The organism is Rhodanobacter sp. Soil772, assembly GCF_001428385.1.
In the GTDB taxonomy this organism is placed as follows: Bacteria; Pseudomonadota; Gammaproteobacteria; order Xanthomonadales; family Rhodanobacteraceae; genus Rhodanobacter.
On record NZ_LMSK01000002.1, the window covers coordinates 749,204 to 763,246 of the forward strand.

General features: G+C 67.6%; 10 protein-coding genes, 1 tRNA gene and 1 pseudogene. 6 read left to right on the plus strand and 6 right to left on the minus strand.

The window, feature by feature from the left end:
- Positions 1-12: 12 nt before the first annotated feature.
- Positions 13-1,755 carry a glycosyltransferase family 39 protein gene (locus tag ASG75_RS09945; protein WP_056388447.1) on the plus strand — a complete coding sequence of 581 codons (1,743 nt, stop codon included), beginning with the start codon at positions 13-15 and terminating at the stop codon, positions 1,753-1,755.
- Positions 1,752-2,078, plus strand: coding sequence for a tetratricopeptide repeat protein (locus ASG75_RS09950; protein ID WP_056388449.1), 327 nt, complete (start codon positions 1,752-1,754; stop codon positions 2,076-2,078). Before ASG75_RS09945 ends, ASG75_RS09950 begins: the two co-directional genes overlap by 4 nt.
- A gap of 18 nt (positions 2,079-2,096) precedes the next feature.
- Here the strand turns inward: ASG75_RS09950 and ASG75_RS09955 are convergent, their stop codons facing one another.
- Entirely contained in the window at positions 2,097-2,990 is an 894-nt protein-coding gene (locus tag ASG75_RS09955) for a lipid A biosynthesis acyltransferase (protein ID WP_056388451.1), read from the minus strand.
- Positions 2,991-3,103: 113 nt separating this feature from the next.
- Here ASG75_RS09955 and dtd point away from each other — a divergent pair, with 113 nt between their 5' ends.
- The gene (dtd, locus tag ASG75_RS09960) at positions 3,104-3,544 is read left to right on the plus strand and encodes a D-aminoacyl-tRNA deacylase (protein WP_056388453.1); all 441 of its coding nucleotides are present in this window, start codon (positions 3,104-3,106) and stop codon (positions 3,542-3,544) included.
- A gap of 169 nt (positions 3,545-3,713) precedes the next feature.
- On the plus strand, positions 3,714-5,588 hold the full coding sequence (gene rpoD, locus ASG75_RS09965; RefSeq protein WP_056388455.1) for an RNA polymerase sigma factor RpoD: 1,875 nt from the start codon (positions 3,714-3,716) through the stop codon (positions 5,586-5,588).
- A 65-nt stretch (positions 5,589-5,653) separates the two neighbouring features.
- Here rpoD and ASG75_RS09970 read toward each other — a convergent pair whose 3' ends face one another.
- The 3 genes and pseudogenes from ASG75_RS09970 to ASG75_RS16670 form a co-directional block, all read right to left on the minus strand.
- Entirely contained in the window at positions 5,654-6,025 is a 372-nt protein-coding gene (locus tag ASG75_RS09970) for a SnoaL-like domain-containing protein (protein WP_056388457.1), read from the minus strand.
- 114 nt (positions 6,026-6,139) lie between these two features.
- Positions 6,140-6,333, minus strand: a pseudogene (locus tag ASG75_RS16775) (tail fiber protein); the annotation flags it as partial.
- A 294-nt stretch (positions 6,334-6,627) separates the two neighbouring features.
- Positions 6,628-6,822, minus strand: coding sequence for a hypothetical protein (locus tag ASG75_RS16670; protein WP_235580183.1), 195 nt, complete (start codon positions 6,820-6,822; stop codon positions 6,628-6,630).
- 79 nt (positions 6,823-6,901) lie between these two features.
- On the opposite strand from ASG75_RS16670, the gene ASG75_RS09980 reads away from it, so the two are divergent.
- Positions 6,902-12,178 (plus strand): putative Ig domain-containing protein, encoded by a 5,277-nt coding sequence (locus ASG75_RS09980; RefSeq protein WP_235580184.1) that lies wholly within the window; start codon positions 6,902-6,904, stop codon positions 12,176-12,178.
- Positions 12,179-12,347: 169 nt separating this feature from the next.
- A tRNA-Ile gene (locus ASG75_RS09985) sits at positions 12,348-12,423 on the plus strand.
- Between the two features lie 85 nt (positions 12,424-12,508).
- Here ASG75_RS09985 and ASG75_RS09990 read toward each other — a convergent pair.
- On the minus strand, positions 12,509-13,303 hold the full coding sequence (locus ASG75_RS09990) for a thioredoxin family protein (protein ID WP_056388463.1): 795 nt from the start codon (positions 13,301-13,303) through the stop codon (positions 12,509-12,511).
- Positions 13,304-13,333: 30 nt separating this feature from the next.
- On the minus strand, positions 13,334-13,987 hold the full coding sequence (locus ASG75_RS09995) for a glutathione S-transferase family protein (protein WP_056389269.1): 654 nt from the start codon (positions 13,985-13,987) through the stop codon (positions 13,334-13,336).
- Positions 13,988-14,043 lie beyond the last annotated feature (56 nt).

Genomic DNA, 14,043 nt, shown 5'->3' on the forward strand with positions numbered 1-14,043 from the left:
ACGAGTCTGCCCGTGCCATCCAACCCCTATAGCCGTTCCGAACACCTGCGTGCCGTGTGGCCCTGGCTGCCGCTGTGGGCCGCCGTGGCGCTGCTGGCGATCTTCTCGCACGGGCCGATGCCGTTGTATTCCACCCGCACCCTGGCGGTCGCGTGGGAGATGTGGAACCAGGGCCACTGGCTGGTGCCGCACATCAACGGTCAGCCTTACAGCGAGAAGGCGCCGCTGTTGTTCTGGCTGATCCAGGGCGGCTGGTTCGCGTTCGGCGTCAACGACGTCTGGCCGCGCGTGCTCGAGGTGCTGTTCGGCGGCGCGCAGCTGGTGCTGGTCTCGCTGCTGGCACGACGGCTGTTCCCGGACCGGCCGTGGATGGCCAAGGCCGCACCGTGGATGCTGCTGGCGTTTGGCTACGCGTTCCTGTTCGGCCTGCAAATCATGTACGACGTGCTGCTGGCGATGTGGACGCTGGCGGCGCTGCTGTGCCTGACCCCAAAATCGCAACGCAGCGAGCCGCGCTGGCTGCTGTTCGGTTTGTGCGTGGGCTTCGGGCTGCTGACCAAGGGCCCGGTGATGCTGCTGCACGTGGTCTTCCCCTGGCTGCTCGGCCCGCTGTGGAACGACTGGGCCGGCCAGCACCGCGCGCGCTGGTATGGCCGCGGCGTGCTGGCGTTGCTGCTCGGCGGCGCGATGCTGCTGGCGTGGGCGCTGCCGGCCGGGTTCTCCGGCGGCGAGGCGTACCGGCAGCGGCTGTTCTTCACCCAGACCGCCGGCCGCGTGGTCGACAAGCTGGCCGAAGGCAAGGACCTGCAGAACCACGCCGAGCCGATCTGGTTCTACCTGCTGTGGCTGCCGGTGATGTTGTTCCCGTTCAGCGGCTGGCCGCGCATGTGGCTGGCCGTGGCCGGCCTGCGTCGACCGCTGGAATCGGGCCTGCGCTTCGCGTTGTGCTGGCTGCTGCCTACCTTCGTCGCGCTCTCGCTGATCAGCGGCAAGCAGCTGTACTACCCGTTGCCGGAACTCGGCGGCATCGCCTTGCTGATGGCCGGCGCGATCGCCGTGCTGCGCGAGCGCCGGCCGCACCTGGCCTACAACGGCTGGCTCGGCACCTGGCCGCTGGGCATGGGCGGCATCGTGTTCGCCGCGGCGCTGTTCGTGCTGCCGCTGCTGGTGGCCGGCGACCACCTGCATGGCGAATGGGCCGATGCCGCGGCGCCGTACAGCCGCTACTTCAGCGTGGTCTTCCTGCTGCTGGGCGGCCTGTTGCTGCTGCGCGGCCGCGGCGAGCTGCGCCGCCTGGCGGTGGCCGGGCTGATCGGCGTGCTCGCGCTCAATACCCTGTTCACGCTGACCCTGTGGCCGCGCTACGACCTGCGCCCGACCGCCCACCTGCTCGGTGCCGCCGACCAGGCCAACCGGGCGATCGCCTTCCTCGGCAACTACGAGGGCCAGTTCCATTTCGAGGGCCGGCTGACCCGACCGATCGAGGAACTTCTCGGCAACCCGGTGGTGCAGGACCAGGCCCTGCAGGACTTTGCCCGCGCCCATCCCGACGGCCTGATCGTGGTGCGCGTGGACCAGCCGGACGCGAACGCCCTGCGCTACGCCCTGCTGGTGCAGCCGTTCCGCTCGTCATGGCTGGTGGTCTGGCCGGCCGTCTCGCTGGCCGACCTGCGCGCCGGACACACGCCGCCGGAACCGGCCCAGCCGACCCGGGTCTACCCGGCCGACGACTGGCGCTACCGCACCCAGCCATGAGCGCCGACCTGATCGCCAGCCTGCGCAAGCAATGCGGCGGCCCGCGCGATGGCGCGCTGCTGCGCTTCTCGCTGGGCAGTGCCTTGCTGGCCGACGGCGACCACGGCGCGGCGATTGACGAGCTGCGCCGCGCCGTCGGCTTCGACCCAACCTACTCGGCGGCGTGGAAACTGCTCGGCAAGGCCTGCCTGGCCAGCGGCGACGAAACCGCCGCGGCCGACGCCTGGCGCAACGGCATCGCCGCCGCCACGCAACGCGGCGACAAGCAGGCCGAAAAGGAAATGAGCGTGTTCCTGCGCCGGCTGGAAAAGCCCCAATCCTAGAAGCGCGCGAAGCGCGGCCTATCCCTGTTCGCGATCGTACGGGCTGATCAGGCCATTCGCCGAATAGCGCTTGTACTGCCACTGGTACTGCGCGAAGGCCAGCTCGACGCAGTCCTGCACACCCTGATTCAGGGCAGCACAGGCCACGCCAAGATCGGCGTCGGCCAAGCCTTGCGGCGCCGGCAGCAGCTGGATGCGATAACCGGCACCTTGCGGCAGCCGTTCGGCGAATGCGTACAGCACGGTGGCGCCGGTGCGCGCGGCCAGCCGCGGCAGCAGCACCATGGTCAGTGCCTCGCGGCCGAAGAACGGCGCGATCTGGCCCTCGCCCGCACGCGGCTTCTGGTCCGGCAGGATGCCGACCGTGCCGCCTGCGGCCAGCCGCTTGTACAGCGTGCGTACGCCGGCGCCGTCCGCGCGCACCTGCTCCGGCGCCAATGCGCCGCGCACCTTGCGCAGCAGGCCCTCGATCGCAGCGATCCGCGGCGGCCGGTACAGGATCGCCATCGGCGTCTTGCGGCACAGCCAGTAATTCAGCAGCTCCCAGCAACCCAGGTGCGGCGCGGCGATGATCACGCCCCTGCCCGCGGCCAGCGCGGCACCCAGCAGCGCCTCGCCACGCACCTCGCGCACCAGCCCCAGCGCACGCTCGGCGCCGGCGCCCCAGACCTTGACGATCTCGCTGGCCGACTTGCCGCTCTCGGCCATCACCTCGCGCAGCAGGGCCGTGTGCGCCGCCTCGTCCAGCTGCGGTCGCACGATTGCCAGGTTCACCGCGGTGTTGTGCACCGTGCGGCCGCCGCGCCACAGCAGCAGGCGGCCCAGCCCGCCGCCGATGCCGTGCAGCGCGCGCAACGGCAGCAGCGCCAGCAGGCGCAACACGAGGTAAACGAGGTACATGTCGATACGCATCCGTGCAGTTTACGGGAGGCGGCCCCGCGGCACCGCGCCATGTCGACGACCGGCCGTCTTTCGCCGGGCGCGGCGGCGCCGTAAGCTAGGCGCCTCGCCACCGCCGTGCGCCCATGATTGCCCTGATCCAGCGTGTAGTGTCCGCCAGCGTCAGTGTCGGCGACGAAACGGTCGGCGCGATCGGCCCCGGCCTGCTGGCCCTGGTGGCGGTGCAGCCGGACGACGGCGAAGCGCAGGCGAAGCGCATGCTGGAACGCCTGCTCGGCTATCGCGTGTTCGCCGACGCCCACGGCAAGATGAACCGCTCGCTTGCCGACACCGGCGGCGGCCTGCTGCTGGTCAGCCAGTTCACCCTCGCCGCCGACACCCGTTCCGGCATGCGCCCCAGCTTCACCAGCGCGGCGCCGCCCGAGCACGGTCGGCGCTGGTTCGAACGGCTGCTGGAGCTGGCCCGCGCCGCCTACCCGAAGGTGGAAACCGGGCACTTCGGTGCCCATATGGTCATCCAACTGGTGAACGACGGTCCGGTGACTTTCTGGCTCGACACCGGCTGAACGGACCTGCAGCGTGCGATGCGCGGCCCCAGGCCAGCAAGGCGCTGCAACACCGCGATTTGGCGCGATTTTTGCGTGCCCGGTCGAAACCTTTTCTCACTTGAAATCTGGTCAAAAAAGCAGCACATCGCTATAATGTCCGGTTCTTGAACCCTGCGGCGGTCGGTTAATGAATAGCAAAGCTCCCCACGAGCAACAGTCTGAAATCAAGGCGCTCATCTCCAAGGGCCTGGAGCAGGGCTACCTGACTTACGCCGAGATCAACGACCATCTGCCCGACGACATCGTCGACCCGGAGCAGATCGAAGACATCATGGCGGTGCTCAAGGGCGTCGGCATCGAAGTGCACGACGCCGCGCCGGACGCCGACCCGCTGGCCGACAAGGCCGGCAGCAGCACCGACGACGAAGCCGCCGCCGAAGAAGCCGTGGCGCTGCTGTCCGCAGTGGACGCCGAAGTGGGTCGCACCACCGACCCGGTGCGCATGTACATGCGCGAGATGGGCACGGTCGAACTGCTCACCCGCGAGGGCGAAATCGCCATCGCCAAGCGCATCGAGGAAGGCCTCGGCCAGGTGCAGACCGCGCTGGCCAGCTTCCCGCTGACCATCGAACTGCTGCTGGAGGAATACGACCAGCACCTGGACGGCAAGCGCCGCCTCAGCGAAATCCTGGCCGGCTTCCTCGACCTGGAAGAAGCCGCCGACCTCGCCCGCAAGGAAAAGGAAGCCGCCGCGCTGCTGGCGCCCGAGCCCGAACCCGGCGACGAGGATGGCGACGAAGACGCCGACGACGCCACCGAGGAAGAGGAAGAAGCCGGCCCGACCGGTCCCGATCCGGAAGAGGTCAAGCGCCGCATGGAACTGCTGCGCGAGTACTACGGCAAGTTCCAGAAGGCCGCGCCGAAAGCCGCCAGCATCACCGACAAGAAGATCGTCAAGCTGCGCGACCAGATGGCCGAAGAATTCCTCAAGCTCAAGCTGCCGAGCGCGCTGATCGATGGCTTCGTGCGCAAGCTGCGCGAGGTGGTCAACGACATCCGTCATCACGAGCGCGTGCTGATGGACATCTTCGTCAAGCAGGTGAAGATGCCCAAGGCCGAGTTCATCAAGGCGTTCCCCAGCAACGAGGGCAACCTCGAGTGGGTGGCCGAGCTGAGCCGCAAGCGTCAGAAGTGGTCGCCGAACATCAAGATCCACCGCGAGGCGATCGACGCCGAGCAGGAGAAGCTCGCCACCATCGAGCGCAAGCTGTTCCTGCCGCTGATCGACATCAAGGACATCAACCGCGCCATGGCCAGCGGCGAGGCGAAAGCCCGTCGCGCCAAGAAGGAAATGGTCGAGGCCAACCTGCGCCTGGTGATCTCGATCGCCAAGAAGTACACCAACCGCGGCCTGCAGTTCCTCGACCTGATCCAGGAAGGCAACATCGGCCTGATGAAGGCGGTCGACAAGTTCGAATACCGTCGCGGCTACAAGTTCTCGACCTACGCCACCTGGTGGATCCGCCAGGCGATCACCCGCTCGATCGCCGACCAGGCGCGCACCATCCGCATCCCGGTGCACATGATCGAGACCATCAACAAGCTCAACCGCATTTCCCGCCAGATGCTGCAACAGTTCGGCCGCGAGGCCACGCCGGAAGAACTGGCCAAGGAAATGGAAATGCCCGAGGACAAGATCCGCAAGGTCTTGAAGATCGCCAAGGAGCCCATTTCGATGGAGACCCCGATCGGCGACGACGAGGATTCCCACCTGGGCGACTTCATCGAAGACGGCAACGCCAGCTCGCCGGTCGATTCGGCCACCGAGACCGGCCTGATGGAAACCGTGCGCGACGTGCTCGCCGGACTCACCCCGCGTGAAGCGAAAGTGCTGCGCATGCGCTTCGGCATCGACATGAACACCGACCACACGCTGGAGGAAGTCGGCAAGCAGTTCGACGTCACCCGCGAACGGATCCGCCAGATCGAGGCGAAGGCACTGCGCAAGCTGCGCCACCCGAGCCGCTCCGAACAGCTGCGCTCGTTCCTCGACGTCGAGTAAGCACGACGCCAGCATGATGAAGAAGCCCCGCCGATGCGGGGCTTCTTCGTTTCGGGGAAACGGACTCAGCCGACGTCGTAGAAGAACTGCTCGCGCACGATCTTGCCGCCGTGCACGCGGTACACGCAGATCTCGCTCATGTTCATCCGGCCGCGGCCCTTCATCGTCACGTCCATCGCCAGCGCGATGCTGAACCAGTTCTCCGCCACCACCGGCTCGCTCACGCTGCCGCCATGCACGGCCTCGATCATCGCGCCGAACTGGCGACCCTTCTCGTAGATCGCCGCCAGCCCCTGCACACTACCCAGAGCGCCCGGCGGCAAACCTTCCGGCTCGATACTCACCGCATCGTCGGCATACAGCTCGCGCTGCGCCTCCTCGTACTTGCCTTCCCGGCACAACTCGACCAACCGTTTCGCGATCGCTTCGGTGTTCATGCGTACTCTCCGGCTTGGGGGGACGACCAGCCTACGCCTCGAGCTATCACGTCACCACACGACTTGCGGCATGCTCCACGCCGCCGATCTGGCCGAGCGGGTAGTTGCCCCCATGCCATAAGGCGTGCGGCTGCGCAGATCGGGCAGCAGGAAGGTGATGCTGCCGTTGCCGCCGTAGGCGGTGCCCAGCAGCGAGAACAACGCCTGGTACTGGCTGATCGGCAACGTGCGCCGTTGCATTGCGCCAAGTCTTTTGGCGCATAGCCGAACGACGCGAGCATGACCTGCCCGATGTACGCATCTGACATGGATTCCCCCTGGGTGAATAGACACTGCTCCCGGTGCCTGGCACTCGGTTACTGTCGCTCAGATGAGAAACTTGACAAGTAATCCGCGCAGCGGGTGACAATGCGCGCGCCAGCACGTCTGCCGAGTGCACAGATGTAGCTTTGATGCCACCGGGTACCTTCGCAACGGTTACCGGGCACACAAGGGGGCGGCCGAGGAAGAGCCGCGGCTATTCGTTCTTGCAAGGTGAAGCGCGCCGCGCGGCACACACCGCTGCCGATCGGACGCGGAACAGGGAGTCAGGGGATCATGTTTTATCGCTCGTCGATGCAGCGCGCCGTGGCGCGCCTTTCGTCGTTCATCTGCCGGCCGCGTGCCTGGTTGCTGATGATCGCCCTGTTGGCCCTAGTGCCGAACGCCGCCCACGCCGCGTGCAGCACCATGAATGTGCCGGATGCGAACACGACGCCATCGACCTCGCCGATGGCGTCCGGCAGCTCGATCACCATCACTCTCGGCACGTTGTGCGACAGTTTCGGCCTGAATCCTTACCCAGGCCCCGGTACGACGAACCCGGCGCATGGCACGGTGAGCGTCAATTCGAACGCCGGCATCATCACCTATACCAACTACGGCGACGGCGCGACCAGCGATTCCTTCGTGATCATGGACGCAAGCGCCAATCCCTTCACCGTCAACGTCGCGATCAGTGCCGCCGTCAGCCCGATCACCGTCTCGCCCGCCTCGCTGCCCACGCCGCAGGTCGGCACGGCCTACAGCCAGACACTGAGCGCAACCGGCGGCACCGCGCCCTACAGCTACGTCCTGACCAGTGGCTCCCTGCCGCCGGGCCTGACCCTGAGCGGCGCCACCATCAGCGGCACGCCCAATCAAGCCGGGTCGTATTCCTCCTCCATCACCGTGACCGACAACGTCGGCACGACGGGCACCAAATCCTACACAGTCACCGTCCCCAACCCCTCGTCCGGGATCGCAGTCGCGGCGCCGCCCACCGCTTTCTTGAATGCACCGTACAGCCAGACCCTGTCCGCATCGGGCGCACTGGCGCCCTACACCTTCGCGCTCAACAGCGGCTCGTTGCCGCCTGGCATATCACTGGCCAGCAACGGCACCCTGAGTGGCACGCCGACCTCTACCGGCACATACAACTTCGCCGTCGTCGCCACCGACAGCAGCCCCAATCTCGGTGGGTCATCGCCGGGCCCCTACTTCAAGGTCGTCAACCTCAGCCTGACGGTGCAGAACGTGCCGCCGACGGCCGGCTCGGTTAGCGCGCCGCCGGTGGCCTACAACAGCACCAACAACCCGATCACCCTCAACATCACCAGCGCCCCGGCGACCTCCGTCGCCATCGCCACGGCTGCGGCGCACGGCACCGCCACGGCCAGCGGCACCTCGATCACCTACACGCCGACGAGCGGCTACGCCGGCCCGGACAGTTTCACCTACACCGCCACCAACGGCGCGGGCACCTCGTCGGCGGCGACCGTGACCATCACGGTGTCGCCACCGACGATCACCTTCACGCCGACCGCGCCACCGCACCCCACCGCGGGCACGGCTTACAGCCACTCCATCGCCAATGCCAGCGGCGGCACCGCGCCCTATACCTACACGGTGTCCACCGGCACCCTGCCGGCAGGCCTGGCCCTGTCCAGCAACGGCACCATCAGCGGTACGTCCACCGCCGTCGGTGCGTTCACGTTCAAGGTCGTGGCGACGGACAGCTCGACCGGCACCGGTTCATTCAGCTCGACGCCGGCCAACGTCACGCTGACCGTCGACGCGCCGGTCATCACGCCGGCGCCGAGCACGTTGCCGGGCGGCAGCGCCAACACGGCGTACAACCAGACGATTACCGCTACGGGCGGCACCGCACCGTACACCTACGCAGTGACCGCAGGCACGCTGCCGACGGGCATCACGCTGTCGAGCGGCGGTGTATTGGGTGGTACGCCGACGCAGGCAGGCTCCTTCCCCATCACCGTCGCGGCAACCGACTCCACCACCGGACCGGGCGCACCCTACAGTGGATCACAGGCGTACACACTGACGATCGCCGGCCCGACCATCACCATATCGCCGGCCAATCTGCCCAACGCGACGGTGGGTACGGCTTACAGTCAGACGGCTTCGGCATCGGGCGGCACGGCACCTTACACATTCTCCACCACCGGCAGCGTTCCGCCCGGCCTGAGCATCAGCAGCAGCGGCACGCTATCCGGCACGCCGACGACCGCCGGCGATTTCACCTTCATCGCGGTCGCGACCGACGCGCAGAGCTTCGCCGGCAGCCATGCCTACACGGTGCACGTAACGGCCATTGCGCCGGGTGCGCCGACCGTCAGCACCGCCACCGCGGGCGACACCAGCGCAACCGTGTCATTCACCCCACCGGTGAGCGACGGCGGTGCCCCGATCACCGGCTACACGGTGACTTCCAGCCCCGGCGGCTTCACCGGCAGCGGGGCGGGCAGCCCGATCACCGTGACCGGACTGACCAACGGCACCGCCTACACCTTCACCGTCACCGCGACCAACAGTGCAGGCACCGGCGCGGCGTCGGCGGCTTCGAACAGCGTGACCCCCAAGGGCGCGCAGACGATCACCTTCAGCAACCCGGGCACGCAGAGCTTCGGCACCACGCCAACGCTGACCGCCGCGGCCAGTTCCGGCCTCACGCCGACGTTCACCTCGTCCACTTCCGGCGTGTGCACGATCACCAGCGGCGGCGCACTGATCTTCATCTCGGCAGGCACCTGCACGATCAGCGCCGATCAGGCGGGCAACGGTACCTACCTGGCCGCACCGACCGTGGCGCAAAGCTTCACCGTCGCCGCGGTCGTGCCCGGCGCCCCGACGATCGGCACTGCGACCGCCGGCGATACCAACGCGACCGTGTCGTTCACCGCACCAGCGAGCAACGGTGGCGCCACGATCACCGGCTACACGGTGACCTCCAGCCCCGGCGGCCTCACTGGCACCGGGGCGGTCAGTCCGATCACTGTGACCGGACTGACCAACGGCACCGCCTATACCTTCACCGTCACCGCGACCAACAGCGCGGGCACCGGCGCGGCGACGGCGGCTTCGAACAGCGTGACCCCCAAGGGCGCGCAGACGATCACCTTCGCCAACCCGGGCACGCAGAACTTCGGCACCACACCAACGCTGACCGCCGCGGCCAGTTCCGGCCTCACGCCGACGTTCACCTCGTCCACTTCCGGCGTGTGCACGATCACCAGCGGCGGCGCATTGACCTTCATCTCCGCAGGCACCTGCACGATCAACGCCGATCAGGCGGGCAACGGTACCTACCTGGCCGCGCCAGCGGTGGCGCAGTCGCTCGCCATCGTGGTGCCGGGCGGTGCGGTCGCGTTCGTCACCGGCTCGCCCCTGCCGAACGCGACGGGCGGCGTGGCCTACAGCCAGACCGTCACGGCCGCTGGCGGCGCCACGCCGTATACCTTCGCCGTCAGCGCCGGCGCGCTGCCGGCCGGTCTGACGCTGGACAGCGCAGGCCTGCTGTCGGGCATGCCGACGGTGGCCGGCAACTTCAGCTTCACTGTGAAGGTCACCGACGCGGCCACGCAGACGACGACCCGGACGTTCACCTTGGATGTACAGGCTCCCACGATTGCACTGAGCCCCTCCACACTGCCGGCCGGCACGCTCGGCAGCAGCTACACGCAGGTGCTCAGCGCCTCGGGCGGCCAAGGCTCCTATGCCTACGCCGTCAGCACAGGCACGCTGCCGGCCGGCCTCAGCCTGAGTTCGACCGGCGCCCTCAGTGGCACGCCGACCGCCACCGGCAGCTTCAACTTCACCATCACCGCCACCGACGGTTTTGGTTTCACCGGCAGCCAGGCATATGTGCTGGCGATCGGGCAGCCTGCGCCGATCGCGAACGACGACACGGCCAGCACCGCCGCCAATGGCACAGCCACGATCGCGGTCACCAGCAACGACAGCGGCGGCCCGATCACCAGCATTGCGATCGCGCAGCCACCGGCACACGGCACGGCAACCGTCAGCGGGCTGGATGTGCTGTACACGCCGGCCGCCAACTACTTCGGCAGCGACATATTCAAGTACATCGCCACTGGTCCTGGGGGAACCTCGGCAGCGGCGACCGCCAGCATCACGGTCATTGCCAGCGCGATCCCGGTAGCTACCGCGAAGAACGCTACCGTGCTGGCCGGCCAGCCGGTCACGATCCATGCGGCAACGGGCGCGAGCAACGGTCCGTTCACCGCCGCCACGGTGGTGAGCGCGCCGTCCTCGGGCACGACGACGGTGCAAGGCACCGACATCGTCTACACCGCGAATGCGAACGCCTCCGGCACGTTCGGCTTCGACTACACGCTGAGCAACGCCTTCGGCACCTCGCAGCCGGCCCACGTCACGGTGACGGTCAACCCGCGTCCGGTGGCACCGGCACTGACGGCAACGGCAACTGCCGGTACCACCGTACAGGTCGACCTTACGGCGGCGGCACATGGCGGTCCGTTCACTGCGGCCAACGTGGTGTCCGTTTCGCCGGCGAACGCAGGTTCGGCCACCATCGCGCCCACCGGCGACGGTGGCTACACGCTGGCGTTCGCCTCCGCCGCCACCTTCGACGGCATGGCGCGGATCACCTATACGCTGAGTAATGCGTTCGCCACCTCCACGCCGGGCACGGTCGACGTTACCGTCCAGCTGCGCAGCGATCCGTCGAAGAACGCCGAAGTGCTGGGTGTGCTGGAGGCACAAGCCGAGGCGGCACGTCGCATGGCGATAGGCCAGATCGGCAACTTCCAGCGTCGTCTGGAAAGCCTGCATGCCAGCGGCAGCCGCGCCGGCTTCACCAACGGCATCACCATGAACTCCGCCAGTAGCCGGCGACGCACCGACACGCTGCTCGGCATGCAGCAACAGGTGATGGGCGGCGGCGGCGATCCATTCCTGATGGCTGCCGACGCTCCGGCGACCGACCGCACAGCCTCCAGTGGCTATACACCGGACGGCATGGCCTTCTGGACCGGCGGCGCGATGAACTTCGGCAAGCTGCAACCCGGCACAAGCCACGATGGCATCGACTTCACCACCTCGGGCCTGAGCCTGGGCGCGGACAAGCAGGTGACCCAGGCGCTCGCACTGGGCCTGGGCGTGGGCTACGGCCACGATGCCTCCGACGTCGGCCGGCATGGCAGCCGCAGCACCGTGGACAGCTACAACGTCGCTGCCTACGGCAGCTACCGGCCAGGCGAATCGGCCTATGTGGATGCGCTGGTCGGTTACCAGTGGCTGCAGTTCGACGCACGCCGCTTCGTCACCGACAACGGCAACACGGTGCGCGGCAGCCGCGACGGCAAGCAGTGGTTCGCCTCGTTCTCCGTGGGCTACCGGCACCAGGCCGACGACATGCTGCTCACGCCCTACGGCAGGCTGGACCTCGCCCGCGCGACGCTCGACGGTTACACCGAAACCGGCGACGCCGTGTTCGCGCTGAACTACCGGAGCCAGACCGTCAAGACCAGCACGGGTACCGTGGGCCTGCTGGCGCAGTGGACGGTCAAGCGCGACTACGGCGTGTGGGCGCCGCAGCTGCGTGCGGAATTCGGCCACGACATGCAGGGCTCCAGCCAGGCGACGATGCGCTACGCGGATCTGCCGTCCGGCCCGCTGTACCAGGCCACGCTGGCCCGCCAGTCCCGCAACCACACCTTGCTGGGCGCGGGCATCGCGCTGCAGACGCTCAAGGGCTGGTCGCTGCGCGCGGAGTACCAGAACCAGCTGGACAACACGAGCCGCGACAACCAGAGCATCCTGCTCAGCGTGCAGAAGACGCTGCCGCCGTGACCGGTACGGCCGGCAGCGATGAACGTCGCTGCCGGCCGTACCCGTACCGGGTTTCGCACATGACCCCTGCCGCCGATGAACCATCCCGGGCGCGAACGCTCGACGCTTCCCGCCGAGACCGATACCATCTCCCTTCAGCGGCAATCGCAGCAACGCACACCGCATCCTCGGGCCTATAGCTCAATGGTTAGAGCAGAGGACTCATAATCCTTTGGTTCCAGGTTCGAGTCCTGGTGGGCCCACCAGATGCAGGTGCCGGCAGGGCGATTGTGCGGGAACCCCGCGCGACAGGTGCGCCTCGGCGCCGATGATGGATGTGGCATCCATCGCTCAGCTGCAGCAGGGCTCGCCCGCGCCTTTCGTCGGCGCGCCGTACTCGTCGTGGCGGCGCCACCAGATGCCGTTCTCGTTGCGCCCCCTGGGCGCGCGGTCGAGCCACTGGTACATCCCCCACAGGCCGTCCAGCCCGCGCGCATAGGTGGAATAGGTGTGGTAGACGACGCCGTCTTCGTACGCGAATGCGCTCATGCCGGGCCGGTCGCGCGTGTACGTGGGCGCGTCGGTGCCGCACATCGCGGCGAACCGGACGACAGGTTCCGGGAATGATGTCGCAACCAGCGGATGGCCGCCGCGCCGGTAGTTGTATTCGACGCCTCCCGCGCGCTGCTGCGCTTGCGAGATCGAGACGTTGAAATCGAAGTTGAACTCGCCACCGGCTGACGACGCCCATGGAAACGACCAACCCATCCGCTGCTTGTATGCCTGCAGCTTCGCCAGCGGCGCCCGCGACACTACCGCCAGCGCGACATCGTGGTTCGCCAGGTGGACGGCGAAGCCGTCGAAGCCATCCGCGATCGCCGAGCAGGAGGGGCAACCCGCCGCGTAGTCGGGTCCGAACATGAAGTGGTAGACGAGCAGCTGCGAGCGCCCGCGGAAAAGGTCGGCCAGCGAGGCGCTGCCCTCGTCGGTCTCGAACCGGTACGCCTTGTCGACCCTTACCCACGGCAGCTCCTGACGCTGCCTCGCCAGCTCGTCGCTGCGCCGCGTCAGCTCCTTCTCCGCCGCGAGCAGGTCGAGCCTCGCGGCCAGCCATTCTTCACGTGTGGCAGTCTTGTGATCGTTCATCGTTTCTCTCCCTTCACTGCGCAACCGAACTCAGGCTGCAACCGATTCGTTGCGCGCGTAGTCGGCCAGCTGATCGTGCAGGGCAGCCTGGAAGGCCGGCCGCGCCTCGCACCGCTTGACGTAGGCGTCGAGCCGCGGGAATCCGGCAACCAGATCCGTATGCCGGATGAACCGCAGCGTGGTCGTCATCAGAATGTCGGCCGCCGTGAAGCGACCAAGCAGATACTCGCAACCGTCGAGCCATTCGGACAGCGCAGCCAATCGGGCCATCACCTCGCTCACCGCCCCGGGACGGCGCAGCCTTGCCCACTCTTCGTCATGGTGCTGCAGATCCATCACCGAAAGAGTCCAGACCGGCGGCTCGACGGTATCGAGCGCGGCGAACATCCAGGCCAGCGTTTCGGCGCGCCGGTCGGCAGGCATGAGCGCCTCGCAATGTTCGGCGATGGCATGCACGATGGCGCCCGACTCGATCAGGGTTCCGTCGCTGGATTCCAGCACGGGTACCAATCCAAAAGGATGTTTGCGCCGATAGGCGTCGGAGTGCCGCTCCTCGACGTCGATGAACCGGCTTTCATAGGCAAGCCCCGCCTCCCCGAGCGCCCAACGCACGCGCAGATCGCGCACTAGCCCCTGCGCAAAAGGCGGCACCGAGCGGAAGCCCCAAACAGCGATATTTTCCATGTCGTTCTCCTCACTTCTCGTGTGGTGGCGCCGGTTGCCTGCGGCGCCCTGGCTGG